This is a genomic window from Streptomyces sp. CB02959 (assembly GCF_002803155.1).
Classification (GTDB): Bacteria; Actinomycetota; Actinomycetes; order Streptomycetales; family Streptomycetaceae; genus Streptomyces.
This window is the reverse complement of record NZ_NNBP01000008.1, coordinates 163161-189250: the sequence shown is the minus strand read 5'-3', so window position 1 is coordinate 189250 and position 26090 is coordinate 163161. Positions and strand designations below refer to the sequence as shown.

At 72.8% G+C, this 26090-nt stretch carries 23 protein-coding genes, 1 pseudogene and 1 riboswitch; of the genes and pseudogenes, 10 read left to right on the top strand and 14 right to left on the bottom strand.

Going from position 1 to position 26090, the window contains the following annotated elements:
• Positions 1-67 precede the first annotated feature (67 nt).
• Complete coding sequence (locus CG747_RS15670; protein WP_100602336.1) at positions 68-949, bottom strand: helix-turn-helix transcriptional regulator; 882 nt, start codon at positions 947-949, stop codon at positions 68-70.
• A gap of 148 nt (positions 950-1097) precedes the next feature.
• Here CG747_RS15670 and CG747_RS15665 point away from each other — a divergent pair, with 148 nt between their 5' ends.
• The 5 genes and pseudogenes from CG747_RS15665 to CG747_RS15640 all read left to right on the top strand — a co-directional run bounded on the left by CG747_RS15665 (position 1098) and on the right by CG747_RS15640 (position 5450).
• The gene (locus tag CG747_RS15665; RefSeq protein ID WP_100602335.1) at positions 1098-1859 is read left to right on the top strand and encodes an SDR family oxidoreductase; all 762 of its coding nucleotides are present in this window, start codon (positions 1098-1100) and stop codon (positions 1857-1859) included.
• Positions 1860-1875: 16 nt separating this feature from the next.
• Entirely contained in the window at positions 1876-3519 is a 1644-nt protein-coding gene (casA, locus tag CG747_RS15660) for a type I-E CRISPR-associated protein Cse1/CasA (RefSeq protein ID WP_180985562.1), read from the top strand.
• Positions 3516-3977: a hypothetical protein gene (locus CG747_RS50965; RefSeq protein WP_374701777.1), complete on the top strand. Its 462-nt coding sequence runs from the start codon at positions 3516-3518 to the stop codon at positions 3975-3977. The genes casA and CG747_RS50965 overlap by 4 nt, the downstream gene beginning before the upstream one ends.
• A 309-nt stretch (positions 3978-4286) precedes the next feature.
• Positions 4287-4677 (top strand): annotated as a pseudogene (locus CG747_RS49440) (transcriptional regulator); the annotation flags it as partial.
• Between the two features lie 248 nt (positions 4678-4925).
• Complete coding sequence (locus CG747_RS15640; protein WP_257980448.1) at positions 4926-5450, top strand: tyrosine-type recombinase/integrase; 525 nt, start codon at positions 4926-4928, stop codon at positions 5448-5450.
• On the opposite strand, the gene CG747_RS15635 is transcribed toward CG747_RS15640, so the two are convergent.
• Positions 5398-6780, bottom strand: coding sequence for a peptidase C39 family protein (locus CG747_RS15635; protein WP_100602333.1), 1383 nt, complete (start codon positions 6778-6780; stop codon positions 5398-5400). The genes CG747_RS15640 and CG747_RS15635 overlap by 53 nt on opposite strands.
• 147 nt (positions 6781-6927) lie before the next feature.
• Between CG747_RS15635 and CG747_RS15630 the strand changes: the two genes are divergently transcribed.
• Positions 6928-7524 carry a uridine kinase gene (locus CG747_RS15630; RefSeq protein ID WP_100602332.1) on the top strand — a complete coding sequence of 199 codons (597 nt, stop codon included), beginning with the start codon at positions 6928-6930 and terminating at the stop codon, positions 7522-7524.
• A gap of 498 nt (positions 7525-8022) precedes the next feature.
• A complete protein-coding gene (locus CG747_RS15625; protein WP_100602331.1) occupies positions 8023-9924 on the top strand; it encodes an AAA family ATPase in 1902 nt (633 codons plus the stop codon).
• Positions 9925-10043: 119 nt separating this feature from the next.
• On the opposite strand, the gene CG747_RS15620 is transcribed toward CG747_RS15625, so the two are convergent.
• The 10 genes from CG747_RS15620 to ribD form a co-directional block, all read right to left on the bottom strand.
• A complete protein-coding gene (locus CG747_RS15620) occupies positions 10044-11174 on the bottom strand; it encodes a hemolysin family protein (protein WP_100602330.1) in 1131 nt (376 codons plus the stop codon).
• Complete coding sequence (locus tag CG747_RS15615) at positions 11171-12532, bottom strand: hemolysin family protein (RefSeq protein WP_100602329.1); 1362 nt, start codon at positions 12530-12532, stop codon at positions 11171-11173. The genes CG747_RS15620 and CG747_RS15615 overlap by 4 nt, the downstream gene beginning before the upstream one ends.
• Before the next feature lie 172 nt (positions 12533-12704).
• Positions 12705-13175 carry a PH domain-containing protein gene (locus tag CG747_RS15610; protein ID WP_100602328.1) on the bottom strand — a complete coding sequence of 157 codons (471 nt, stop codon included), beginning with the start codon at positions 13173-13175 and terminating at the stop codon, positions 12705-12707.
• Between the two features lie 45 nt (positions 13176-13220).
• On the bottom strand, positions 13221-14069 hold the full coding sequence (gene hisG / locus CG747_RS15605) for an ATP phosphoribosyltransferase (RefSeq protein ID WP_100602327.1): 849 nt from the start codon (positions 14067-14069) through the stop codon (positions 13221-13223).
• A gap of 54 nt (positions 14070-14123) precedes the next feature.
• Complete coding sequence (locus tag CG747_RS15600; protein WP_100602326.1) at positions 14124-14396, bottom strand: phosphoribosyl-ATP diphosphatase; 273 nt, start codon at positions 14394-14396, stop codon at positions 14124-14126.
• 80 nt (positions 14397-14476) lie between these two features.
• Positions 14477-14962, bottom strand: coding sequence for a 6,7-dimethyl-8-ribityllumazine synthase (ribH, locus tag CG747_RS15595; RefSeq protein WP_100602325.1), 486 nt, complete (start codon positions 14960-14962; stop codon positions 14477-14479).
• 53 nt (positions 14963-15015) lie between these two features.
• Positions 15016-16299, bottom strand: a complete 1284-nt coding sequence (locus CG747_RS15590) for a bifunctional 3,4-dihydroxy-2-butanone-4-phosphate synthase/GTP cyclohydrolase II (protein ID WP_100602324.1) — start codon at positions 16297-16299, stop codon at positions 15016-15018.
• Positions 16296-16952, bottom strand: coding sequence for a nicotinamide mononucleotide transporter family protein (locus CG747_RS15585; protein ID WP_100602323.1), 657 nt, complete (start codon positions 16950-16952; stop codon positions 16296-16298). Before CG747_RS15585 ends, CG747_RS15590 begins: the two co-directional genes overlap by 4 nt.
• A complete protein-coding gene (locus CG747_RS15580; RefSeq protein WP_100602322.1) occupies positions 16949-17584 on the bottom strand; it encodes a riboflavin synthase in 636 nt (211 codons plus the stop codon). Before CG747_RS15580 ends, CG747_RS15585 begins: the two co-directional genes overlap by 4 nt.
• A 1-nt stretch (position 17585) precedes the next feature.
• Entirely contained in the window at positions 17586-18680 is a 1095-nt protein-coding gene (gene ribD / locus CG747_RS15575) for a bifunctional diaminohydroxyphosphoribosylaminopyrimidine deaminase/5-amino-6-(5-phosphoribosylamino)uracil reductase RibD (protein ID WP_100602423.1), read from the bottom strand.
• A 187-nt stretch (positions 18681-18867) separates the two neighbouring features.
• A riboswitch (FMN riboswitch) is annotated at positions 18868-18998 on the bottom strand.
• A 165-nt stretch (positions 18999-19163) separates the two neighbouring features.
• Here ribD and CG747_RS15570 point away from each other — a divergent pair.
• Entirely contained in the window at positions 19164-19940 is a 777-nt protein-coding gene (locus CG747_RS15570; protein ID WP_100602321.1) for an SDR family oxidoreductase, read from the top strand.
• A gap of 60 nt (positions 19941-20000) precedes the next feature.
• Here CG747_RS15570 and CG747_RS15565 read toward each other — a convergent pair whose 3' ends face one another.
• Complete coding sequence (locus CG747_RS15565) at positions 20001-21254, bottom strand: ROK family transcriptional regulator (protein WP_100602320.1); 1254 nt, start codon at positions 21252-21254, stop codon at positions 20001-20003.
• 70 nt (positions 21255-21324) lie between these two features.
• Between CG747_RS15565 and CG747_RS15560 the strand changes: the two genes are divergently transcribed.
• The gene (locus tag CG747_RS15560) at positions 21325-22572 is read left to right on the top strand and encodes an MFS transporter (protein ID WP_100602319.1); all 1248 of its coding nucleotides are present in this window, start codon (positions 21325-21327) and stop codon (positions 22570-22572) included.
• 10 nt (positions 22573-22582) lie between these two features.
• On the opposite strand, the gene CG747_RS15555 is transcribed toward CG747_RS15560, so the two are convergent.
• Positions 22583-23080 carry a thioesterase family protein gene (locus tag CG747_RS15555; protein ID WP_100602318.1) on the bottom strand — a complete coding sequence of 166 codons (498 nt, stop codon included), beginning with the start codon at positions 23078-23080 and terminating at the stop codon, positions 22583-22585.
• Between the two features lie 790 nt (positions 23081-23870).
• Here CG747_RS15555 and helR point away from each other — a divergent pair.
• Positions 23871-26036 (top strand): RNA polymerase recycling motor ATPase HelR, encoded by a 2166-nt coding sequence (gene helR, locus CG747_RS15550; protein ID WP_100602317.1) that lies wholly within the window; start codon positions 23871-23873, stop codon positions 26034-26036.
• Positions 26037-26090: the final 54 nt, after the last annotated feature.

The following is a 26090-nucleotide window of genomic DNA, read 5'->3' as shown; positions in this document are numbered from 1 at the left end:
CAAGGACGGCGCCCGCGGCGCCCCCGCCCACCGCACCGGCGCACCAGGGACCGCGCCCCACCACGGCTCACGCCCCGATCGGACCGCCGACATCGCCGCCCGGCCGGCCGGCCAGCAGCCTCACCCGTTCCTCCGTCCGCGATCCCGGCTCCGGCGTGTACACCACCAGCAGCTGATCCGGCTCCCCCGGCACCGCCAACGTCTCGTACGGCATGTCGAGTTCGCCGACCACCGGGTGCATCAGACGCTTCGCGCCGTACCCCTTCTCCTTCACCTGATGGTCCGCCCACAATCGACGGAAGTCCTCACTTCCCCGCGACAACTCACTCACCAGCACGGCCAGTTGAGGGTCCTTCGGGTGGTTGCCCGCGTACAGCCGCAGATGGGCGACCGTCTCCGCGGCCACCGCCGGCCAGTCCAGGTACAGCTCACGGGCCTGCGGGACGAGGAACACCTGCCGCGGCATGTTGCGGTCCTCGGGCGCCATCCGCGAGAAGCCGACGACGGCGTCACCCAGACCGTTCCACGCGAGTACGTCCATCCGGCGGCCGAGTACGAACGCCGGGGCCTTGTCGATGGTGTCCAGGAGGAGCCGCAGGCCGGGGCGGACCTCCTGGGCCGCGGGACCGCCGGCGGAAGCACGGCGGGCCGCGGACGCGCGCCGCACGGCGGGCCTGGCCACCCGCCGCAGGTATTCCTGCTCGGTGCCGTCGAGGCGCAGCACCCGCCCGATGGCGTCGAGGACGGCGTCCGAGACCGAGGGGCCGCGGCCCTGTTCGAGGCGGATGTAGTAGTCGACGCTGACGCCCGCGAGCTGGGCGACCTCCTCGCGGCGCAGACCCGGCACCCGCCGCCTGCCGTGGCCCGGAAACCCGACCTCCTCGGGCTGGATGCGAGCGCGCCGGGAGCGCAGGAAGTCGCCGAGTTCCCGGCCGGTGGCTATGTCCATGCCGGCGATCCTAGGCCGTGTCCCCGCCGATCCTGGTACTGCCAGACCCAGGAAAACGGCCACCCTGGGTAAGCGCGGCGCCCGGCAGCAAGGTGGGTGCAGTCACCGGGAAACACCCGGCAACGACCCCACCGAACCAGGAGTTCCCATGACGTACGACACCCTCACCGGCCGCACCGCCGTCATCACCGGAGCCGCCAGCGGCATGGGCGCGGCCACCGCCAGGTCGCTCGCCGCGCACGGGGTGCGGGTGGCGCTGCTCGCCCGCCGCGCCGAACGGCTGACCGAGCTGGCCACCACGATCGAGGCGGCCGGCGGACAGGCGCTCGCGGTCGCCACCGACGTCACCGACGCGGCCTCCGTGACGGCGGCGGTGGAACAGGTGCACGCCGCGTACGGCGAGGTCGACCTCGTGGTCAACGCGGCCGGCGTGATGCTGCCGAACCCCGTCACCGAGGGCCGCGCCGACGAGTGGCAGCGCATGCTCGACACGAACGTGACCGGCGCACTGCACGTCATCCGCGCCTTCACCCCGGACCTGATCGCGGCGGCCGCGGCGGGCCGGACCGCGGACCTGGTGAACATCTCCTCCATCGGCGCCCACATCGCGTTCCCCCACTACGCGGTGTACGGCGCGACAAAGGCCGCCCTGACGTACCTCTCGCAGTCCCTGCGCACCGAACTGGGCCCGCGCGACGTCCGCGTCACCAACATCGAACCCGGCCTCACGGACACGGAACTGGGCGGCCACATCGACAACCCGGAGCTGTCCGGCCAACTGGACGGCATGTTCGACGCACTGATCGGCCTCTCCGCGGACGACATCGCAGACCTGATCGCCTACACCACAAGCCGCGCCCGCCACGTCAACCTGCGCCAGGCGATCGTGCTGCCGACACGACAGGCGTGACACCAACGGACGATGGCTGGATGACGGCGCGGAGGGCGGACAGGGCGGCCTGGCGTTGCCGACCGGCTTCCCGCCGAGTAGGGGTGCGGCGGAGGCGGTGGCCACGAGCGCGCTCACGCTTCCGATGCGTTTCAGCAAGCGCTGGATGATCGACCGGACCATCGAGGAGCTGGAGCGGTTCCTGGTTCCTGCCTGGCAGACCAAGGAACGTCCTTGGCTGGACGGGGAGTTGATTTTCGTTCTCGACGCGGATTGTCAGACCTGTCTGGCAGGCTTCGTTCTCACCTACAGCGGTGCCGATGGCCTGCGGGTGACGTCCCCTGGCGTTTCCGTGGACGCTGGCGTCACGGCCGGTATGGGGGCAACAGCCTCAGAGGACGGATTCGTCAGGAATGAGGGCAGCGGCGGTGAGCAGCACCAGGAGACGTCCGCAGTGGGCACCGAGCCGAGTGCCGGTGGTCGATCCGTTACCGGCAGGGGGAGCATGGTGGCGGAGACGCCCGTAGGCGAGTGCGGGCCGCCGTCCGTCGACCTGGTCTCCATGCCGTGGCTGCCGGTGCAACGCACGGACGGAACGGTCACGGAGGTCTCCCTGCTCGGGTTGTTTGAACTGGCGGCGCCTCTGCGCCGGTTGGTGGGTGACGTACCTACCCAGGAGATGGCCCTGCTGCGAATGCTCCTCGCGATCGTTTACGACACGTTGGACGGTCCTGCGGAGGTGGAGGACTGGGAGGATCTGTGGCTGTCGGACGACCCGTTCTCCGCGGTGCCCGGATATCTCGAACGTCACCGGGAGCGTTTCGACCTGTTCCATCCCGAGCGCCCGTTCTACCAGGTCGCCGACCTGCGTACCGCGAAGGGTGAGGTCGCGCCGCTGAGCCGGATCGTGGCGGACGTGCCCGTCGGCGAGCCCTTCTTCGCCATGCGACGCCCCGGAGTCGATGCGCTGTCCTGCGCCGAAGCCGCTCGGTGGCTCGTGCACGCCCACGCCTACGACACCTCCGGGATCAAGTCCGCCATGGTGGATGACGAACGAGGGAGATCGGGAAAGGCCTACCCCTTGGGTGTGGGAACCCTCGACAACCTGAGGGGAGTCTTCGCCGAAGGCGACACCCTCCAGAAAACCCTGCTGCTCAGCCTCATCGCCTTGGAGGAGGCACAGGCCGGGGCAGATGACACCGCTGGCGAGGACGTGCCCGTCTGGCGGCGGACCGCCCCACCAGGTCCGAGCGAACGTAAGGGCTCTCCCGGGAAGGCAGACCCCGCGGGACTGCGGGACTTGTACACCTGGCAGTCACGGCGAACACCGGGGCGTGGGGCGCCGGCTGCGGTCCTGCGTTCCGGGATCGCCAGATGGTTCACGCAGGTGATCACGGCGAGTGAGATCGACCCGGGCATGCTGGTCCGGCTGCGTCTGCTCGGTGCGGTCTACGGCACCCAGCAATCCGTCATCGACGAGATCGTGGACGACTCCGTCGTCCTGCCTGTGATCACCTTGCACGAGGCGAACCCGATCTCGGGCCGGGTCGAGCACTGGTTCCGCGCCCGACTCACCACTGTCCTGGGACCGCCAACTTTGCCTCCCGGACGCAGAGTTGCCCTCCCGTCTCAATCCGACGCCGGTTCCGTATCCCATCAGCATGCCGAGAGCACTCGATGACCACAACCACGGTGCAGATCGACAACGAGAGCACGGTACGGAGCAGCGCCCTCAACGATCCGCCTTGGCACTCCCTCCCTCGTGCGGCCGCAGTGCGCACCATCAACCGGCTGCAAGGTGGGTATCGGCAGGACAAACCAGCAGCAGTGGCTGCGGTGGCACTCTTGCGCCGTGAAGCCGGGCAGGACGCTCATAAATACCACCCCGGCCACTTCACCGCAGGCGACCCACCCAACCAGGCCGTCACGGCAGCCGCCCAGTGCATGTACGGGATCGCCCACGCCGTAGTGACAGCACTGGGCTGCGCCCCCGAGCTCGGCTTCGTGCACGCAGGAAACGAACGCTCCTTCGTCCTGGATATCGCCGACCTCCACAAGACGGACATCGGCATCCCCGCCGCCTTCGACGCATCGGCCGAAGGCGCGGAAGACGTCGCCTCCCAAGCAAAGCGGCCATGAGGCGGCGCTTCGGGAATCACTAAGGGAAGTCCTATGCATGGTTCTGCCGGATCTATTCGCATCGATAGCGAAGTGCCGCTTTCTCTGGAAGTGAGCAAAATCCACTCGTTGGCCGTATGAAGCAGCAGGTCGCGGCCTGTGGTCCCCGCATCCGCGGGGGTGGTCCCTGCACGGGCGGGTCCGGGCGGCCGGCCTGTAGGTGGTCCCCGCATCCGCGGGGGTGGTCCCCATGCGCCCGAAGAGCGCGATGTCGACCGAGTGTGGTCCCCGCATCCGCGGGGTTGGTCCCGGGCCGAGGTCGCCCGACTCATGCAGGCGCGGGCGAAGGAGCTGGGCATCCCTTCTGGCGACCAACCGCACCACCGCGTGGAAGTGGAAGCAGGGCCAGGAACCGGACGCCGACGCTCAGCGCGTCCTTGCCGACCTGCTGTGCGTTCCGCACGAACGGGCCCAGACGGAAGGATGGCCGCGCCGGCTTCCCGTATGGGAGGTCACCGGGCTTACTGTTCCCTGGACAGAGGCCGCTACCGTCGAGGCACTGGCTGACCTGGTGGGGAGTGGCCGCATGGACCGTCGGGGTTTTCTCACCATCACCGGCCCCGCCCTGACGGGGCTTGCAGCGAGCTGGGCCGAGGCGCCCTCCGCCTTCGCATCCGCCCTCAACGGAGATCGCAGTACGGAGGTCGTTGGCGTAAGCACCGGCAGCGGGCGGAAACTGCGGTCCTGCAGCTGCGACCGCAGCCCGTCGAGAGAATCCCAGACGCCCTGCCCGGCCGCGATGGACCGGGCCGTGCAACCATCCACGAGCGGCACGCCCAGCCCAGCGGCCGACGGCGCTCGGCCGGATGGCAGTTGATAACGATCACCGCCGTCGTCACGGCGGGCGTAGGAGTCCGGGGACGTGCGAGTCCGGCTTGCCGCCGCGACGTTTTCTCCGCGCAGGCCAAGGTGGGAGAGGCCAGCTGCGCGGCAAGTGGGCTCCCCCATGGATCGCCTGCTCGGAGAGCTGACCAGGCGGCCCACCTCTGGGATTTTTCAGGGACTTTCAGCTCTTTCCGAGGGAGTTTCGAGGGACTTTCGGCCGCCCAAGACAGGAAGCCCCTGAAAGATCGGAAAGGGCCTCCGCCGCAGGTCGGAAGCCCTTTCCAGGGTGACCCCGGAGGCACGATCCACCCCGGCCTTTTCCATAACTCCTGGGACCGCGCCCTCAAACGCCTCGATCTTCCCGACCACAACCCGCACGACCTCCGACACAAGCGGGCCACCGTGCCCCAGAGCAACGGTGTGCCCATCCACGAGGTCTCGCGCTGGATGGGCCACAGCTCCATCAAGATCACGGTGGACCGGTACGGCCACCTCGCCCTCGACGGCAGCGAGCGCTGTCGTCAGGTCATCGAGGCCACCTTCGGGGTGCACATGCTCAACGGATTCCCAGCTCCGCGAGTACCCGGTGCTGAGTTGGTGCCGGCTTAGTCGGGAAGTAGAGGTAGCAGACACCTCCGCTACCGCTCTTGACCTGCCCCTTGTCGTCGTGCCGCTTCGTCCTCAGCCAAATGTTTTCGAACTGCCGGCGCTTGTAGACGCGGCGGACGGCGGGGTCGTCGGGGGAGGCCGGGTCGTTGGCGATGACGTCGCCGGTCTTGGTGAAGCCGATGACGGTCATCAGGTGGCCGGCGGTGCCGTAGCCGGCGCCGTCGAGTTCGGTCTTGAGGAAGGACTGGGAGGTGATGACGGGGATGCCGGCGTGGACGAGGTGTTCGACGTCGGTGAGGGAGGAGAGGCGGGTGACGATGCCCTGCAGGTCGTGGTAGGTGGCGGCGTAGGCGGCGTTGAAGGGCCAGTTGCCGCAGCCGTTGTACTGGTAGTCGAAGGTGTAGCGGGCGGCGTGGCAGACCTGGGGGTCGGCGTAGGAGGGGTCGACCCAGGAGAGCTGCTGCGGAGTGGGGCGGCGGCCCCAGTGCTCGATGATCATCTGCGAGGAGGTGGGGCTGCACCACGCCTCTCCCCCGTTGTCGTACTGGGGGTACTGGCCCTTGTGGATCTCCTGCGAGTAGCGCGGGACGCGCAGTTCGCGCCCGACGAGGCCGGGGGGCGAAGCCGGGACCTCGAAGCGGTCGGGGAGGTCGGAGGCCATCGCGCCGACGCGCCAGACGGTGGGGGTGTCGGTGCTGCCGGGCCGGCGGTAGAGGGTGAGGCGGAGTTCGTAGGCGGCCAGCCGGAGGCCGCTCGACGGGTCGTCGACGGCGAAGGTGTCGGTGGAGACGGCGCTCCGGCCGTCCTTCTGGTCGTCGACGGAGGTGCGCCGGATGTCGGTCTCGCCGTCGCCCGCGGTCCAGCGGCCCATGACGTACCAGGGGGTGTGACCGCCGTCGGAGTACGTGCCGCGCAGTTCGACGGCGATCCAGGTGCCGGCGGGGGTGTGCGCGTTCCAGGAGGCGACGGCCTCGGTGGCCGGGACCGGGAGGCGGTGCGCCGGGCTGGTCCAGGTGGCGTATTCCCAGGTGGCCGTCTTGCCGGTGTGCGGGTCGCGGTAGTCGGTGGTGCCGGCGGGGCGGGCGAGGCCGATGCCGGGGCGGGGGCCGGACACCACGCGGGTGCCGTGGCCGGTGCCCTGGCGCCAGTCGGCGGCGGTGGTCCAGGCGTGGTAGTCCACGGGGCGCTTCGATCGGGGGGTGGCGGCGGGAGCCGGTGGGGCGGGGCGGCGGCCGGGCTCGCCGGCGGCCGCGGCCAGGGGGGCGGCGGCACCCGCCGCGGCGGCGAGCGCGGCGGCCAGGACGGTGCGCCGGGGCGCGGAGCTGGTCATATGAGGTCCCCCAGTCGGTGCGGACGGATGGCGGTGCGGACTGTGCGGGTGGGCTCAACTATCTCCGCTACCGGCGGGCTTAGGAAGGCGGTCCGACGCGCGTCGCGCCACGAATATTGGTGTGGACCACTGGCGTACGCTGGTGGGATGACACCGGTCCAGGACCCCGTACTGACCTCGCTGGCCGCCCGGCTGCACACCCTGGCTCCCTCGTGCGGCCCGGTGCGGCTGATCGCGGTGGACGGGCACGCGGGCTCCGGCAAGAGCACGTTCGCCGGACGGCTGGCCGAGGCGCTCGGCGGCGCCCCGGTGGTGCATACCGACGACCTCGCAACCCATGAGGAGCTGTTCGCCTGGAGCGACCGGTTCCAGGAGCAGGTGCTGGCGCCGCTGGCCCGGGGCGGGACGGCGCGCTACGAGGTGTACGACTGGGTGCGTCGGGAGTTCGCGGAGGTGCGGGAGTTGGCGCCGGCGCCGGTGGTGCTGGTCGAGGGCGTGGGCACCGGGCGGCGCGCACTGCGGCCGTACACCGCGTGCCTGCTCTGGATGGAACTGGCGAGCGAGCGTTCATGGGAACGGGGCCAACTCCGGGACGGGCCAGGGCTCTCCGCGTTCTGGGATGGCTGGATTCCGGCGGAGCGCGCGCACTTCGCGGCGGATCCGTCCCGACCGCACGCCGATCTCCTGGTGCACCAGGGACAGATGGGGTACGAGGTGCACGTGGGACCGGCCGACAGGACGTGACCGGGCCCGGATTTCACCCTGTGTAGCCGACCTTGGCTGACACGCCGACAGTTGCCGACCGGGACCCGCCGAGTGCTCCAACTCGGCTTGACCTAGGGGGCGTACAGGACTTACGTTCTCAATGTGCGGTTCAACGGACCGCCCGCAGACGCGAAGCCCCCGGTTGTTCCCCCGTGATCGGGGGCTTCGTTCTGTGCGAAAGTACCTTCCGCGGCGCTCGCCGCGCATCACTTCCCTCACCCAGGGTCACCACCTTCTTCGCGCCGATGCGCCCCCTCGCCCGCCCCCCGCTTCCACCTCGTGCCGCCCTCTACGGCCTGCACCGACAGCGCAGGTACGATGCGAGTCTGTGCCACCGCAGGATCCGGACCCGGGTGCGTGGCAGGGCAACTCCCGCCCGCCGCACGCCGGTTCGGCCAGGGCCTGCCAGGCCCTGGGCCCACGGCCCGGCACACGTCCGGTGGAACACCACGGGGGGACGTTTTGTGGGGGGACGGGATGGATGTCGGCGCTCAGGGTTCGCCCGCCCCGGCCGAACTCGCCTGGCTACGCGCGGTCGACGCCTACACCATGGGGGCCTACCCCCAGGCCGAGGAGGAGTTCCGGGTCGCGGTGCGCCTCGATCCGTCGATGGCCGACGCCTGGCTCGGGCTGCACGCGCTGCGCGCGGACACCGCCATGGCGCTGCTGCGGATGCACCAGCACCGGGACCGCTTCGGTGAACAGCGCGCCCGGCACCGACGCTCCCTCAACTCCTGGTACTGGCTGGGCTGGTGGGTCCAGCCCGTCCTGGAGACCGGCCGCGACCTGCTGCTGGCGCACGCCTCCCACTGGCTCGACGGCCGCCACGTCGCCGAACTGGACCAGGCGCTGGCCGGCTGCCCACCGGTGGAGACCGACCCCCAGGTGCGCTTCCTGCACGCCTGCCGCGCCTATCTCGTCAAGGACTGGGACCAACTCGTCCGGCACACCGAACCGCTGCTCGGCGATCCGGTGCTGGGCATCGAGGCGGGGCTGTTCGGCGGGATGGCGCGGGTACGGCTGGAGATGTACGGGCAGGCCGAACCGCTGCTGGCCGCGGCGCTGATGCGCTGCCGCAGCGAGCAACCGCAGCGCAAGGAGCTGCGCTACTGGCTCGCCCGCGCCTACGAGGGCACCGGCCGCAGCGCCGCCGCACTCCCCCTCTACCGCGCGGTGCACCGGGTCGACCCGACCTTCATGGACACCGCGGCCCGGCTGGCCGCCATCGCGGAGGCGGACGGCCTGGACGAGGGCACCGGCCTCGCGGCGGTCTCCGCCCAGGGCCCGGCCCAGGAGGCCGGCGCCGACCTCGACCCGCTGGCGCCGCTGGACCCGGTGGACGGCCGGGAGCTGCTGCTCGCCGACGAGCCGGCCGGGCCGGCCGCCGAGCCGCCCGGCCCGCCCGCCGGGGAAGGCGGCGCGGCCCGCATCAAGACCACCGCACCGGGACGGCGCGGCGGCGAACTCCTGCCCACCGGGCCGGCCGACCCGGTGCTGCTGGAGAAGGCGCTGGCCGAGCTGGAGCGGATGGTCGGCATGGAGCCGGTCAAACGCCACGTACGGGCGCTCTCCGCGCAGCTGCGGATGGCCCGGCTGCGCGCGAGCCAGGGCCTGCCGGTGGCGCCCCCGAAGCGGCACTTCGTCTTCTCCGGCCCCTCGGGGACCGGCAAGACCACGGTGGCCCGGATACTCGGCCGGGTCTTCTACGCGCTGGGGCTGCTGGGCGGCGACCATCTCGTGGAGGCCCAACGGGCCGATCTGGTCGGCGAGTTCCTCGGCCAGACCGCGGTCAAGGCGAACGAGCTGATCGACTCGGCGCTGGGCGGGGTGCTCTTCGTCGACGAGGCGTACAGCCTGTCCAACTCCGGCTACAGCAAGGGCGACGCATACGGCGACGAGGCGCTCCAGGTGCTGCTCAAGCGCGCCGAGGACAACCGCGACCGGCTGGTGGTCATCCTGGCCGGCTACCCCGAGGGCATGGACCGGCTGCTGGCCGCCAACCCCGGCCTGTCCTCGCGGTTCACCAGCCGCGTCGACTTCCCCAGCTACCGGCCGCTGGAACTCACCAAGATCGGCGAGGTGCTGGCCGCGGAGAACGGCGACCGCTGGGACGAGGAGGCCCGCGACGAACTGCGCAGCATCAACGGCCACGTAGTCGAGCAGGGCTGGATCGACGAACTGGGCAACGGACGCTTCCTGCGCACCCTGTACGAGAAGAGCTGCGCCTACCGCGATCTGCGGCTGTCCACCTGGCAGGGCACCCCGACCCGGGACGACCTCGCCACCCTCCGCCTGCCGGACCTGATGCAGGCCTACGGCGAGGTGCTCTCGGGCCGCGGGCCGGATCCGCAGGCACCGCCGAAGGGGCTGGACCTCTGAGGACCGTCCGCTGGATCGGGATCTGGCCCGGCCGTGAGCGCGGACCGGCCCCGGGGCCGGAAACGCGTGGGGCGCGCCGGTGGTCCGGCGCGCCCCACGGCGTCGTGGCCGTCCGGCGGTCAGCCGGCCAGCGCGGGGTCCTCGGTCGCCAGTGGCGCCTCCTCGTGCGGCCCGCCGACCCGCTCGGGCCCCTTCCGCGGCGCCGCACCGGCCTGCGGTTCCGTCCGGTGCGCGGGGTCGCGGACCTCGCCGACCAGCATCTCCAGGACGTCCTCCAACGCGACCAGGCCGAGCACCCGGCCGGTGGGGTCCGCGACCGCGGCCAGGTGGGAGGCGGCCCGGCGCATCGCCGTCAGGGCGTCGTCCAGGGGCAGTTCGGCGCGCAGCGTGGCCATCGGGTGCCAGATCCGCTGCGGCACCGCCCGGTCCCGGTCCTCCAGGTCCAGGACGTCCTTGACGTGCAGATAGCCCATGTAGGCGCCGCCCGGTGCGCATACCGGGAAGCGGGAGTAGCCGGTCCGTACGGTCAGCGCCTCCACCTGGCGGGGCGTCACCGTCGGCTCGACGGTGATCAGCCCGGCGGGGTCGAGGAGTACGTCGGTGACCGGGCGGCTGCCGAGCTCCAGGGCGTCGGAGAGCCGCTCCTGCTCGCCCGGGTCGAGCAGGCCCGCCTGGCCGGAGTCCTCGACGAGGTGGGTGAGCTGCTCACTGGTGAAGACCGCCTCGACCTCGTCCTTGGGCTCCACTCCGAAGAGCCGCAGCACACCGCCGGCCAGGGCGCCGAGCAGCGCGGTGACCGGTCGGCACAGGCGGGCGAAGGCGACCAGTCCGGGGCTGAACCACAGGGCGGTCTTCTCGGGATCGGCCATCGCGAGGTTCTTGGGGACCATCTCGCCGATGACCAGGTGGAGGAAGACCACCAGGGCGAGGGCGATGGCATAGCCCAAGGGGTGGACCAGGGCCTCGGGCAGCCGGACGGCCGCGAAGACCGGCTCCAGCAGGTGGGCGACGGTCGGTTCGGCGACCGCGCCGAGGGTCAGGGAGCAGATGGTGATGCCGAACTGGGCGGCGGCCATCATCTGCGGCAGGTTCTCCAGGCCGTGCAGGACCCGGCGGGCCCGCTTGGAGCCCATCGTGGCGAGCGGTTCGATCTGGCTGCGGCGGACCGAGACCAGGGCGAACTCGGCGCCGACGAAGAAGCCGTTGGCGAGCACGAGCAGGACCGCGAAGAGGAGCTGGGCCACGGTCATCGGGCCACCTCCGCACCGGCCACGACCCGCTCGCGGGCGGCCTCGGGGACGACGGGGGCCAGCCGGACCAGTCGTATCCGCTCGGCGCGGTGGTGTGCCACCAGCCGCACCCGCAGCCGCCAGCCGTCGAGTTCCGCGGTGTCGCCGGGCGCCGGGATCCGGCCGAGTATGTGGGCGACCAGTCCCGCGACCGTCTCGTACGGGCCCTCGGGGGCGTCCAGGCCGATCCTGCGCAGGGTGTCGACCCGGCAGCCGCCGTCGGCGTCCCACGCGGGGCGGCCGTCCTCGGGCGGCGCCTGGCCCAGTTCGGGCAGGTCCACCCGGTCGTGCTCGTCGCGGACCTCGCCGACGAGTTCCTCGATGATGTCCTCCAGGGTCACCACGCCGGCGGTGCCGCCGTACTCGTCGACGACCACGGCGATCGGCTGCTCGCTGCGCAGCCGCTCCAGCAGCGGCTGCACCGGCAGCGTCTCGGGCACCAGCAGCGGCGACACCGCGATCCGGGCCGCCGGGATGCGCAGCCGCTCCTCCGCGGGGACCGCCAGCGCGTCCTTGAGGTGCACCATGCCGACGATCTCGTCGAGCCGGGTGCGGTAGACGGGGAAGCGGGAGAGCCCGGTGGCCCGGGTGAGGTTCACGACGTCCTCCGCGGTGGCGTTCGCCTGGAGGGCGCTGACCCGCACGCGGGGCGTCATCACGTTCTCCGCGGTGAGGTCGGCGAGCGAGAGGGTGCGGACGAAGAGGTCCGCGGTGTCCTGCTCGATCGCCCCGGCCCGCGCGGAGTGCCGGGCCAGCGAGACCAGCTCGCCGGGGGTGCGGGCGGAGGCCAGTTCGTCGGTCGGTTCCACGCCGAGGGCGCGGACCAGCCGGTTGGCGACGGTGTTCAGCAGGGTGATCACCGGCCGGAAGAAGCGGGAGAACGCGTCCTGGGGGCCGGCGACGAAGCGGGCGACCTGGAGCGGCTTGGAGACCGCCCAGTTCTTGGGCACCAGTTCGCCGATGACCATCTGGACGGCGGAGGCCACCAGCATGCCGATGACCACCGCGATGCCCGGGACGGCACCCCGCGGCAGGCCCAGGGCGAGCAGCGGGCCGGACAGCAGCTCGGCCAGCGCCGGCTCGGCGAGCATGCCGACCACCAGGGAGGTGATGGTGATGCCGAGTTGGGTGCCGGAGAGCTGGAAGGAGAGTTCACGCAGTGCGGAGACCACGGTGCCGGCCCGTTGGTCGCCGTCGGCGGCGGCCCGTTCGGCGTCCGCCTTCTCGACGGTGACGAGGCCGAACTCGGCGGCCACGAAGAAGCCGTTGGCCAGGATCAGTGCGAGTGCCGCAAGGAGGAGCAGCAGGGGGCCGGTCATGCCGCCGCCTCCGTCGTATGCGGGGGTTCGGAAGGGGCGGCGCAGGTACTACAGGACGATCCGTCCATTGCCGGAGGGAGTCACTCCTCGGGTCGTTGGGTCCCACGGAGGGGCGGGGCGCGGGCGCACCCCGGAGAACAGAGTAAACAGCGGGGCCCGCGTTAGGGCAGGCTCATCGGGCCGTGTGGTCGACGGCACCGTGGGTCTCGACGAGGTCGCGCAGGGCGCGGGCGTCGCGGATGGCCTGGTCCCGGGCGATGCCGGGCTGGATGCCCATCGCGGGCAGACTGGTGCCGTCGGCGAGGTCCAGATGGACCCAGGGGTCGCCGGCACGGAGGTTGACGCGGACGACCTGGGCCCAGGCCAGGTCGCGTCGGGTGGTGAGGTTGACGACCGTGACGCCCTCCTGCCGTGCGACCACCCTGGGGCGGCCGAGCAGCAGGAGGACGGCGCCCACCAGCACTCCCGTGCAGACGAAGCTGATCCGCTCGCCGCCGCTCAGCGCCGGCAGCAGCACCGCGATCGCGGTGAGCGCGGCGAGCTGGGCGATGCCCACGGTGTACAGGACGGCCCGGGTGCGGGTCGGCCGGAAGGTCACCGGGAGGCCGGGCAGGGCGGGAGCGGGGGACGCGGGCGCGGACACGTGTCGTCTTCCGTCAGGTGGTGTGGGAGTGCTGGCTACGGTCCGTCAGAGCCGGCAGGCGTGGATGCCGGTGGTGAGGATCGCGCGGGCGCCGAGGTCGTAGAGCTCGTCCATGATGCGCTGGGCGTCCTTGGCCGGGACCATGGAGCGGACCGCGACCCAGCCTTCGTGGTGCAGCGGGGAGACGGTCGGGGACTCCAGACCCGGGGTGAGCGCCACGGCCTTCTCGACCTGGTCGACCCGGATGTCGTAGTCCATCATCACGTACCGGCGGGCCACCAGGACGCCCTGCATGCGGCGGAGGAACTGGCGGACCTTCGGGTCGTCGTCCGGGGCTCCGGTGCCGCGGATGACCACGGCCTCGGACTTCAGGATCGGCTCGCCGATGATCTCCAGGCCGGCGTTGCGCAGGGTGGTGCCGGTCTCCACGACGTCGGCGATGATCTCGGCGACGCCGAGCTGGATGGCCGTCTCGACCGCTCCGTCGAGGTGGACGACGGAGGCGTCCACCCCGTTGTCGGCGAGGTGCTTGGTGACCAGGCCGGAGAAGGAGGTGGCGATGGTCATCCCGCCGAACTCGCTGACGTCCTTGGCGGTGCCGGGACGGGTGGCGTAGCGGAACGTGGAGCCGGCGAAGCCGAGCTGGAGGATCTCCTCGGCCGGCGAGCCGGAGTCCAGCAGCAGGTCGCGGCCGGTGATGCCGATGTCGAGCTTCCCGGAGCCGACGTAGACCGCGATGTCGCGGGGGCGCAGGAAGAAGAACTCGACGTCGTTCTCGGCGTCGACCAGGACCAGTTCGCGGCGGTCCTTGCGCTGGCGGTAGCCGGCCTCATGGAGCATCGCCGACGCAGGCTCGGACAGTGAACCCTTGTTGGGGACAGCGATGCGCAGCATGACAGCGATTTCCTTTGCGGCTCAGGGAGTTGGGGAAGTGCGGAGGGGGCTGGATCAGAGGTGGGCGTAGACGTCGTCGAGGGAGATCCCCTTGGCGACCATCATCACCTGGAGGTGGTAGAGGAGCTGGGAGATCTCCTCGGCGGCGGCGTCGTGGGACTCGTGCTCCGCGGCCATCCACACCTCCGCGGCCTCTTCGACGATCTTCTTGCCGATCGTATGGACACCGGCCTGCACCAGCTCGGCGGTGCGGGAGGTGGCGGGGTCGCCGGTGGCGGCCTTCTGCTGGAGCTCGGTGAAGAGCTCCTCGAACGTCTTCTTGGACATGATGGCGCCTACCCTACGCGGTGATGCCACAGCGGCGTGCAGCGCCTCGGGCGAAGGCCGGTGGCCGGTGGCGGGTGGGCTCAGCGCCAGGGCTCCGCGACGGTGCGGAGCGTGGTGGCGGTGGCGACCGCGGCGGTGACCGCCTCGTGGCCCTTGTCCTCGGCGGATCCGGGCAGTCCGGCGCGGTCCAGTGCCTGCTCCTCGGTGTCGCAGGTCAGCACGCCGAAGCCGACCGGTACGCCGGTGTCCACCGCGACCTGGGTCAGGCCCTGGGTGACGCCCTGGCAGACGTAGTCGAAGTGCGGGGTGCCGCCCCGGATGACCACACCGAGCGCGACCACCGCGTCGTAGCCGCGGTCGGCCAGGACCTTGGCGACGACCGGCAGCTCGAAGGCGCCGGGCACCCGCAGCAGCGTCGGCTCGTCGATGCCCAGCTCGCCCAGGGCCCGCAGGGCGCCCTCCACCAGGCTGTCCATGACCTGCTGGTGCCACTGTGCGGCGATCACGGCCACCCGCAGGTCGCCACAGTTCTTCACGGTCAGTTCGGGTGCGCCCTTGCCGCTCATGCTTCTCCTCGTACGGGTTGGTGCCGGTGCGTGGTTGACGGGGTGGTCGGGGGTTACTGGTTGCCGCAGGTGGTGGGCGCGCCGTCCAGCCAGGGCAGGTCGTGCCCCATCCGGTCGCGCTTGGTGCGGAGGTACCGCAGGTTGTGCTCGCCGGCCTGGACGGGCATCGGTTCGCGGCCGGTGACGGTGAGGCCGTGGCGCACCAGGGCGGCGCTCTTCTCGGGGTTGTTGGTCATCAGGCGGACCGAGCGGACGCCGAGGTCCCGGAGCATCTGGGCGCCGGCGCCGTAGTCCCGGGAGTCGGCCGGCAGCCCCAGTTCGAGGTTGGCGTCGAGGGTGTCCCGGCCGCGCTCCTGGAGCTCGTAGGCGCGCAGCTTGGACAGCAGCCCGATGCCGCGTCCCTCGTGGCCGCGGAGGTAGACCACCACCCCGCGGCCGGCCTCGGTGATCCGGCGCAGCGACTCCTCCAGCTGGGGGCCGCAGTCGCAGCGCAGCGAGTGGAAGACGTCGCCGGTCAGGCACTCGGAGTGGACCCGGACCAGGACGTCCTCGCCGTCGCCCAGTTCCCCGGCGACCAGCGCGATGTGCTCGACGCCGTCGACCGTGGAGCGGTAGCCGTACGCGGTGAACTCGCCGTGCGCGGTGGGCAGCCGGGTGGTGGCCTCGCGGCGGACGGTGGGTTCGGCGGACCGGCGGTAGGCGATCAGGTCCTCGATGGAGATGATCGCCAGGCCGTGCTTGCGAGCGAACGGGACCAGTTCGGGCAGCCGCAGCATGGTGCCGTCCTCGCCGGCGATCTCGACGATGGCGGCGGCCGGGCGGAGTCCGGCCAGCCGGGCGAGGTCCACCCCGGCCTCGGTGTGGCCGTTGCGGACCAGGACGCCGCCGGGCTTGGCGCGCAGCGGGAAGACGTGGCCCGGTCGGACGAAGTCGCCGGGGGCCGAGCCGCCGGCGGCCAGCAGCCGGAGGGTGGTGGCGCGGTCGGCGGCGGAGATACCGGTGCTGACGCCGTGCGCGGCGGTGGCGTCGACCGAGACGGTGAACGCGGTGCCCATCGACTCGGTGTTCCGGTCGACCATCTGCGGGAGGTCCAGCCGGTCCAGGTCGGTGCCCTCCATGGGGGCGCAGATCAGGCCGCGGCACTCGCTCATCATGAACGCGACGATCTCCGGGGTGGCCTTCTCGGCCGCGATGATCAGGTCGCCCTCGTTCTCCCGGCTCTCGTCGTCCACCACGACGACCGGCCGGCCGGCGGCGATGTCGGCGATGGCCCGCTCGACCGGGTCCAGCGCGAGGTCGCCGCTCTCGGTCTCGTACCAGCTCTGCAGTGCGGTCATGCCGCGACTCCTTCCAGTGCGGGGCTTTCGGCGGCGGCCCGCGAGCGGAGCCACCAGTCGCGCATGCCCCAGGCGACGAGGGCGAGGTAGACGACGTAGACGAGGCCGGAGAAGGCCAGGCCGCTGCTGAAGGCGAGCGGGACGCCGACCACGTCGACCAGCAGCCAGGCGAACCAGAACTCGACCAGTCCGCGGGCCTGGGCGACCATCGCGGCGAGCGTGCCGACGAAGATGTAGGCGTCCGGCCAGGGGTTCCAGGACAGCTGCGGGACCAGGGCGAACAGGCCGCCGACGGCCAGCGTGCCGAGGGCGGTGCCGCCGATCAGCAGCCCGCGCTCGCGCCAGCTGGCGAACCGGACGGCGATCGAGCCGTCCTGGGCCTGCCGGCGGCCGCGCTGCCACTGCCGCCAGCCCCACAGCGCCACCCCGATGACCAGGAGCTGCTTGCCGACCCCGCCGCTGAGGTGGGCGGAGGCGTAGGCGGCGACGAGGATGACGCCGGACAGGAACTGGGTGGGCCAGGTCCATATCGAGCGCCGCCAGCCGAGCGCCAGGGCGGCCAGGCCGACGGTGTTGCCGATCATGTCGGACCAGATGACGCGCTGTCCGAAGGCCGTGAAGGCCGGCCCGTTGAGCCAGTCCAGGACGCTCACCGGTCCATCTCCTTGATCTCCGCGAGGTCCTCGGTGTCCTTGTCGCCCCGGCCGAGCAGTCGCTCGACGTACTTGGCGAGGACGTCCACCTCCAGGTTGACCGGGTCGCCGGGCTGCTTGATGCCGAGGGTGGTCAGGGCGAGGGTGGTGGGGATGAGGCTGATGGTGAAGTAGTCGTCGGCGGCCTCGACGACGGTGAGGCTGACGCCGTCGACCGTGATGGAGCCCTTCTCGACGACGTAGCGGGCGAGCCGGACGGGCAGCGCGACCTTGACCAACTCCCAGTGTTCGCCGGGGGTGCGCTCGACGATCGTGCCGGTGCCGTCGACGTGGCCCTGGACGAGGTGGCCGCCGAGCCGCCCGCCGAGGGCCATCGGGCGCTCCAGGTTGACCCGGGAGCCGGTGGTCAGCGCGCCGAGGCTGGAGCGGTGCAGGGTCTCGGCCATCACGTCGGCGGTGAACTCGCCGTCCGCGGTGTCCACGACGGTCAGGCAGACGCCGTTGACCGCGATCGAGTCGCCGTGCTTGGCGCCTTCGGTGACGACGGGGCCGCGGAGCCGGAAGCGGGCGGCGTCACCGAGGTCCTCGATGGCGGCGACCTCACCCAGTTCTTCGACGATTCCGGTGAACACTTCAGTTCTCCTCGGGACGGGAGTGGCGAATGGGGGTGGCGGTGATGCGCAGATCGGGGCCGAGCCGGGCGGTGTCGGTCACATCGAGCCGCAACGCCTGGGTGATGGTGGTGATTCCGGCGTCGCCGACGGCGGACGGGCCGGCGCCGAGCAGCACCGGCGCGAGATAGCCGACGACCTTGTCGACGGCCCCCGCGGCGAGGAAGGCCCCGGCCAGCGTCGGCCCGCCTTCGAGCAGCGCGGACCGCACGTCGCGGGCCTGCAGCGCCTGGAGCAGAGCGGGGATGGACAGGCCGCGCCCTTGCGGGGCGCGGGGCAGCCGGACGAGCGGGGCGAGCCCTTCGAGGTGGGCGGCGTCCGCGTCCTCGGCGACCGCGATCAGGGTCGGCGCGGTGCCGTCCAGGACCCGGGCACCGGCCTTGACGGCGCTGGCGCTGGAGTCGACGACCACCCGCAGCGGCTGGCTGACCGCGTCGTCCGCGAGCCCGGAGACCCGCGCGCCGAGTTGCGGATCGTCGGCGCGGGCGGTGCCCGAGCCGACGATCACGGCGTCCGCGGCGGCGCGCAGCCGGTGCACGTCGGCGCGGGACTCGGGCGAGGAGATCCAGCGGCTGGTGCCGTCGGCGGCGGCGATCCGGCCGTCCAGGGTGGCGGCGTACTTCCAGAGCACGAAGGGGCGGCCGCGCAGCACCGAGGTCAGCCAGGCTTCGTTGCCGGCCGCGGCCTCGTCGGCGAGCAGTCCGCCCTCGACGTCGATCCCGGCCTCGGCCAGGGTCAGCGCGCCGCCGGTGGCGGAGGGGTTGGGGTCGGCGACGGCGTAGACGACGCGGGCGACCCCGGCGTCTATCAGCGCCTGGGCGCAGGGACCGGTGCGACCGGTGTGGTTGCAGGGTTCCAGGGTGACGACCGCGGTGCCGCCCCGGGCGCGTTCGCCGGCGGCGTGCAGGGCGTGGACCTCGGCGTGCGGCCCGCCGGCCCGCTGGTGCCAGCCCTCGCCCGCGGTGCGGCCCGCGGAGTCCAGGACGACACAGCCGACGACCGGGTTCGGGCTGGTGTGACCGAGGCCGCGGGCGGCGAGCTCGATCGCCCGGCGCATCGCCGCGGTCTCTACGGGGGCTGGGGTGGCCACCGGGTCCTCCTGCCTCTTCGGGCACGGACTCCGGGGCTGTCTGGACGACAGGAGCGGACGCTGAAGCCACAGCACACCAAAGTCGGCACACACGACCCGACCGGAAACCACGTCCGGACGTGCCGCCGACGGCGGTGTACGTCAAGCTCGCCCGCCGCGCACTGCCTCCCATCCGGACTTTCACCGTCGGTGCAGGAATTTCACCTGCTCAACCGGCCGCTGGCTGCGGACGGGTCGCGGACTATTACCGCCGGTTCGGAATTACACCGACCCCGGAGTGCGCTGCTGCTTATGTCAGTACAGCCTCAGTCTGCCACGGCCGATCGTCGCCCATGCGAGCGAAGCCCTGTGGGCTGCCTCACAGGGCGCGGGCGCGCCGCCCGTCACGACCGCGCCCGGTACTCCGTCATGGGGCGGTACCCCTCTCCCCACTTCAAGGACGGATCCGCGATGACGGAAAAGACGGAAATCCTCGTCACCGGCGGCACAGGCACCCTCGGGCACGCGGTGGTCGGCCGGCTGCTGGACGGCGGCCACGGCGTCCGATCGCTGAGCCGGCACCCGCACACCGGCGCCGGGCGGCGGCGCCCCCGGTCGTACGCGGTCGACCTGCGGGACGGCACCGGGCTGGCGGAGGCGGTGGCGGGTGTGGACACGGTCGTGCACTGCGCCTCCACGCCCGCCGGCGGCGACACGGAGGCGGCCGGGCGGCTGATCGAGGCGGCGGGCCGGGCCGGCGTCCGGCACCTGGTCTACATCTCGATCGTCGGCGTGGACCGGATCCCGCTGCGCTACTACCGCACCAAGCTCGCCGTGGAGCGCCTGGTGGCGGGGGCCGGGATCGGCTGGACGGTGCTGCGGGCGACGCAGTTCCACGACCTGCTGCTCCGGCTGGTCAAGGCGGGCGCCCGCTCCCCCGTGGTCCCGGTGCCGGCCGGGATCCGCGTCCAGCCGGTGGACTCCGGTGAAGTGGCCGACCGGCTGGCCCAGTTGGCGCTGGGCGGGCCGGCCGGGCGGGTCGCCGACCTGGGCGGTCCCGAGGTGCTGACGGCGGACGAGGTCGTCCGGATGACGCTGACGGCGGGCCACCGGCGGCGACTGCCGCTGCCGGTGTGGGTACCCGGCGCGACCGGGGCGGCGCTGCGGCGCGGGGAGAACCTCGCCCCGGAGCACGCGGTGGGCCGCCGCACCTACGCGGAGTTCCTGGCGGAGCGGGCGGACGGGTGAGCCCGGCGGCCGGTACGAGGCGGTGACGCGGGCACCCCCGCCGAGGCCGGCCGGGCCCGCTCAGCCCGCGGCGCCGAACAGGTCGTCCTGTGCGGCGTCCCGGGCGGCGAGCACCGCACCGCGCAGCACCGCCCGGCCGCCGACCGTCCCGGCCCGGACCTCCGTGCGCAGCGGGGAGAGCCGGGCGAGGTGGTCGGCGACGCGCCCGGCCAGCGGGTCGCCGCCGGCCCGGCCGATCTCGCCGCCGAGCACGACACACCCGGGGTCGAGCACCGCGCACACCCCCGCCACGCCGAGCGCGATCCGGGCGGCCAGGGCGTCGAGGAAGGCGGCGCCGCCGGCGCCCTCGGCCACCGCGTCCCGGACCAGTGCCTCGGCGGGCGGTGCCTCGGTGCGTGCGGGGCCGTCGTCGGCGGCGGTCGGCGCGCGGCCGTGCTCCGCGGCGAGCCGGCCGATCGCGGCGGAGCCGGCGAGGGAGTGGAAGCCGCCGTCGCAGCCGGTGGCGGAGGGCAGTCCGCCGGTGCCGGGGACCGGCAGGAAGCCGATCTCGCCGGCGCCGCCGGAGGCACCGCGCCGCACCGCCCCGTCCAGGACCACCGCGGCGCCGGTGCCGTGGCCGAGCCAGAGCAGGACGAAGGTGTCGCGGTCGCGGGCGGCGCCGTCCCGCTGTTCGGCGAGGGCGGCGAGGTTGACCTCGTTCTCCAGCAGCAGGGTGCCGGTCCCGCGGTCGCGCAGCGCGTCGATCAGCGCGTCGTGCCAGGCGGGGGCGGAGCCTCCGAGCCGCCCGGTGACCGGGTCGACCAGGCCGGGCGCGCCGATGGCGAGGGCGTGCGGAGCGGCGGCCCCGGCCTCGGCGAGCGTGCCGTCGATGGTGGCGAGCGCGCCGGCGAGCGCGCCGGCGAGCGCGCCGGCGAGGGCCGCCGCGGTGGTGCCGGCGGCGCCGGGCGGGTCGACGGGGACGGTGCGTTCGGCCCGTACCTGCCCGAGGAGGTCGGCGACCGCCACGGTGAGGGAGTGGGTGCGCAGGTCGAGACCGAGCAGATGGGCCCGGTCGGCGACGATCCCGTAGAGCCGGGCGTTGGGGCCGCGCCGCTGGGCACCGCTCTCGCCGACCACGGCGACCAGTCCGGCCTCCTGGAGGCGGTCGACCAGGTCCGCGACGGTGGGGCGGGACAGGCCGGTCAGCTTCTTGAGCTGACCGGCCGTCAGCGGCCCCTCGGACTGGAGGAGTCGGAGCGCCAGCCGGTCGTTGATCAGCCGGGCGGTGGCCGGGGAGGCGGTACGGCCGGCGGCTGCCGCGAGCGGTGCATGCATGGCTGGATTCTTCCATCCTCGCGAACCGTCACCCTTATTATCAGGCAGGGTTCCTGATAGTTTACCGGCCATGGCTGGCAACGGCGTTCCCGGCGCCATTCCCCGTGCCCCGCTCCCCCGACTCCCCGACCGCCGACTGCGCCGCGCCCGCTGGGCGATCGCCGCGGTGTTCCTCGTCCACGGCTCGGTCACCGGCAACTTCGCCACCCGCATCCCCTGGATCCAGGACCACACCCAGATCCCGCCGGGCCAACTCGGCCTGGCCCTCGCCTTCCCGGCGATCGGCGCGTCGCTGGCGATGCCGCTGGCCGGCCGGATCAGCCACCGCTTCGGCGCCCGCGCCGCGCTGCGCGCCCTGCTCGCACTGTGGACGCTGTCCCTGGCCCTGCCCGCCCTCTCCCCCGACGTGTTCGTGCTCTGCGGCACCCTGCTCGTCTACGGCGCCACCTCGGGCATGGCGGACGTAGCGATGAACGCGCTGGGCGTGGAGACCGAGGACCGGCTGGGCCGCCCGATCATGTCCGGGCTGCACGGCATGTGGAGCGTGGGCGCGCTGCTCGGATCGGCGGTCGGCACCGTCGCCGCGCACACCGGCACCGATGCCCGGCTCCATCTCGCCGGCGCCGCCCTGGTGTCGACCCTGCTCGGGGCGCTGGTCTGCCGGGGCGTACTGGATCTGCGCAGCGCCCCGGAGGAGCATCCGCCGCCACGCTTCGCGCTGCCGCCCCGGTCGGCGCTGATCATCGGCGCCATAGGGTTCTGCGCGGTGTTCGCCGAGGGTGCCTCGCTGGACTGGTCGGCGGTCTACCTCCGCGACCGGCTGGGTACGGACGCGGGACTGGCGGCCGCCTCCACCACCGCGTTCTCCTGCATGATGGCGGCCGCCCGGCTGGCCGGGGACAAGGTGGTGGCCCGGTTCGGCCCGGTCCGCACGGTCCGGGCGGGCGGGGCGCTGGCCACCCTCGGCGGACTGCTGATCGTCACTGCCGGCCACCCGGTGCCGGCGATGGCCGGCTTCGGCCTGGTCGGCCTGGGGATCGCGGTGGTGGTCCCGCTGGCGTTCGCCGCGGCCGGCCGCAGCGGCCCGGCGCCCAGCCAGGCCATCGCGGGGGTGGCCACGATCACCTACACCTCGGGGCTGATCGCCCCCTCGGCGATCGGCGGCATCGCTCAGGCGACCTCGTTGACCGGCTCGTTCGTCCTGGTCACGGCGCTGACCTTCGGCCTGGTGGCAGGGGCGCGGGTACTGCGGGCACCGGCCCGGACGGCCTCGGCGGGCGCACCGGCCGCCACCGAAAGCGGCCTGGAGCGCTCCTGACCGCGGCGGCTCAGGCCGCTTCGGCCCCGGCGGCCGGCACCTCGCCCGCCGACTCCGGCCGCAGCAGGTCCGCGGCGATCGCCCGGCCCCGGTCCGACCACAGGGTCGGCCGCAGCGCCTGCGGGTCGACGCGGACCAGGACGCGGTGGCCGCGGGCGTGGGTCTCGGTGCCGTCGGCGGAGCAGAGCCGGAAGCCGTAGGTGAGGCCGGTGCGGCCGAGGCGTTCGACCCACAGGTGCACGGCGTAGCGGCCGGCGCGGGTGACCGGGCGCTCGTAGGAGACCTTCATCTCCTTGACGACGTTGCACATGTCGCCCGCGGCGGCCCAGTCGCCGTCGAAGCCGAAGCCGAACCCGTGCCAGTACTCGGCCCAGGCCCGCTCGGCCAGCAGCGGATAGCGGGAGTTGTGGAGCATGCCGAGCGCGTCGAGGTCGTCGAAGTGGACGGTGACGGGGACCAGCTGCCCGTAGGCGACGGGGTCGGCGGCCTGGCGGGGTTCGACGCTCACGGGTGGTGCTCCTGGGGAATCCGAGTGGGTGATCCGGTGCCCGCGGCACCGGTCGGGGCCGGCGCGACAAGCCCGAACCATCCTAAGCGGCCGCTTAAAAGCGGTGTCACCGGGTGAGCCGGTGACACGAACGGCACGAACGGCCGGGACCACACCCGCCCCGCACCCCGCCCCGTCGACGGCCTGCCGGTCAAGGTCCCGGCCCAGGTCCCGGCCCAGGTCCAGGTCCACGACCCGACGCGTGCGCCTGCGCCGACGGGGCCGTACACCGCCCATGCGTCTCCCGCGGACGAATGCGAACTCCCCTTCCTCACCGGCGAGTTGGCGCTCGTACGGACCGGCCGCCGTCCCCACCCGACGGCCGCCACGCTCCTCGCCGAAGTCCCGGACGCCCGCGGGGCGTTGCCGGTATCGCTCAGGATCGGCCGCGGGCAGCCGCAGCGCCGACGGCGACACCGTCAGGGGGCCCAGAGGGCCGAGGGGGGGGTGAGAGCTGGTCCGTCCGCATCGGACGAGAGGGGCGAAGGGGAAGAGCCGCTCCTCGCCACTCTCAACGTATAGCGCACCAGGGGGCTTGCGGCAAGGCCCAGGGGGTGCCGCAGAATCACCGGCCGAAGCCAGTACCTGCGGAAAGAGGAGATGCACGACGTGTGTGTGCGGTTGTCAGTGCGGGCGGCGGGCGGGGGCGTCGAGCCGGTGGCGGAACGCGCGTCGCGGGACCTCGGTGCCGGCGTGCGGAGGTCCGCGCCGTCGGGCTTCGCGGGCGCGACCTCGGAACGGAGCTGACGACATGACCCCCTCGACCACCAGCGCGTTCGACCTTCCCGACCAGCTCTCGCCCAAGGCCGACCCGATACTGATCGCCGGCGACGAGCAGCACTTCGCCGCCATCGCCGAGAGCCTTGAGCAGACCATCGCCGAACTCTCCGACCGCCTCGACGCCGAGCGCAGGGCGCCCGGCGGCCTGGGCCGGGCGGCGATGGAACGGGACGCCGAGATCCACCGGCTGACCGGTCGCCTGCGCGCTCTGCGCCGCTTCGGCTTGGACCTGTGCCTCGGGCACACCGTCGGCGCGGACGGCTCCGGGCCCGTGTACATCGGGCGGCTCGGCCTCACCGACGCCGCGGGGCGCCGACTGCTGATCGACTGGCGCTCCCCCGCGGCCGAGCCGTTCTTCGCGGCGACCCACGCCGACCCGATGGGTCTGGCGAGCCGCCGCAGGTACCGCTGGACCGGTGGCCGGATCAGCGACTACTGGGACGAGGTGTTCACCGCCGACGGGCTCGACGGGCACGCCGCGCTCGACGACCAGTCCGCCTTCATCGCCAGCCTGGGCGGCACCCGGTCGGCCCGGATGCGCGACGTCCTCGCCACCATCCAGGCCGACCAGGACGCCATCGTCCGGGCGGGCTCGCGCGGCGCCCTCGTCGTCGACGGCGGTCCCGGTACCGGGAAGACCGTCGTCGCGCTGCACCGCACCGCCCACCTCCTCTACTCCGACCCCCGCCTGGGGCACCGCCGGGGCGGGGTGCTGTTCGTCGGCCCGCACCAGCCGTACCTGGCCTACGTCGAGGACGTCCTGCCCAGCCTCGGGGAGGAGGGCGTGCAGACCTGCACCCTGCGGGACCTCGTCGCCGAGGGCCCCGGCGCGGCGAGCGAGACCGATCCGGACGTGGCCCTGCTGAAGTCGTCCGCGGCCATGGTGCAGGCGATCGAGAAGGCCGTCAGGTTCTACGAGGAGCCGCCCACCGAGGAGATGACGGTCACCACCTCCTGGTCCGACGTCCGGCTGACCGCCGACGACTGGGCCGAGGCGTTCGACGCGCCGGCCCCGGGCACTCCGCACAACGAGGCGCGCGAGGAGATCTGGGACGAACTGGTCGCGATCCTGCTGGACAAGCTCGACGGCGACATCCCGCCCGACCTGTTCCTGAGGTCGCTGCAGCACGACGAGGAGCTGGTCACCACCCTCAACCGCGCATGGCCGCTGCTCGAAGCGGCCGACCTCGTCGGAGACCTCTGGTCGGTACCCGCCTACCTGCGGATGTGCGCTCCCTGGCTCAGCCGCGACGAGGTCCGCACGCTCCAGCGCAAGGCGGCTCCCCAGGACTGGACGGTGTCCGACCTGCCGCTCCTGGACGCGGCACGGCAGCGGCTCGGCGACCCGGAGGCGGCGCGGCGCAAGCGTCGGCAGCGCGCCGCCGTCGCCGCCGAACGGGCGCGGATGGCCGACGTCATCGACAACGTGCTCGCGGCCGACGACGACGGCGAAGGCGCGGTGACGATGCTGCGCGGACGGGACCTGCAGGACAGCCTGATCGACCGGACCGCGCTGCCCGGCACCGACCCCGCACCGCTGGCCGGCCCGTTCGCGCACATCGTCGTGGACGAGGCCCAGGAACTGACCGACGCCGAGTGGCAGATGCTGCTGCTCCGCTGCCCGTCCCGGAGCTTCACCATCGTCGGGGACCGCGCCCAGGCCCGGTACGGGTTCACCGAGTCGTGGCGGGAGCGGCTGGAGCGGATCGGGCTGGACCGGATCGAGGTGGCCTCCCTGAGCGTCAACTACCGGACGCCGGAGGAGGTCATGGCGGAGGCCGAGCCGGTCATCCGGGCCGCGCTCCCGGACGCCAACGTGCCGACCTCCGTCCGCAGCAGCGGCATCCCCGTCGTGCACGGATCCGTTGCGGATCTGGACGCGGTCCTCGATGACTGGCTCGGCGCGCATACCGACGGGGTGGCCTGCGTCATCGGCGCCGGTGACAGCGGAGCGGGCACGTTCCGGGAGACGTCCCGCGTCCGGTGGCTGACCCCGGGGCTGTCGAAGGGGCTGGAGTTCGACCTGGTCGTCCTCGTCGACCCGGAGGCGTTCGGCGAGGGCGTCGCAGGGGCGGTCGACCGCTACGTCGCGATGACCCGGGCGACCCGGCAGCTCGTCGTCCTGACGAGCGCGTGACGCCGACCGGGGCGAGGGGCGCGCGGCCCGACGCCCACCGGCCGGTCGTCGCGG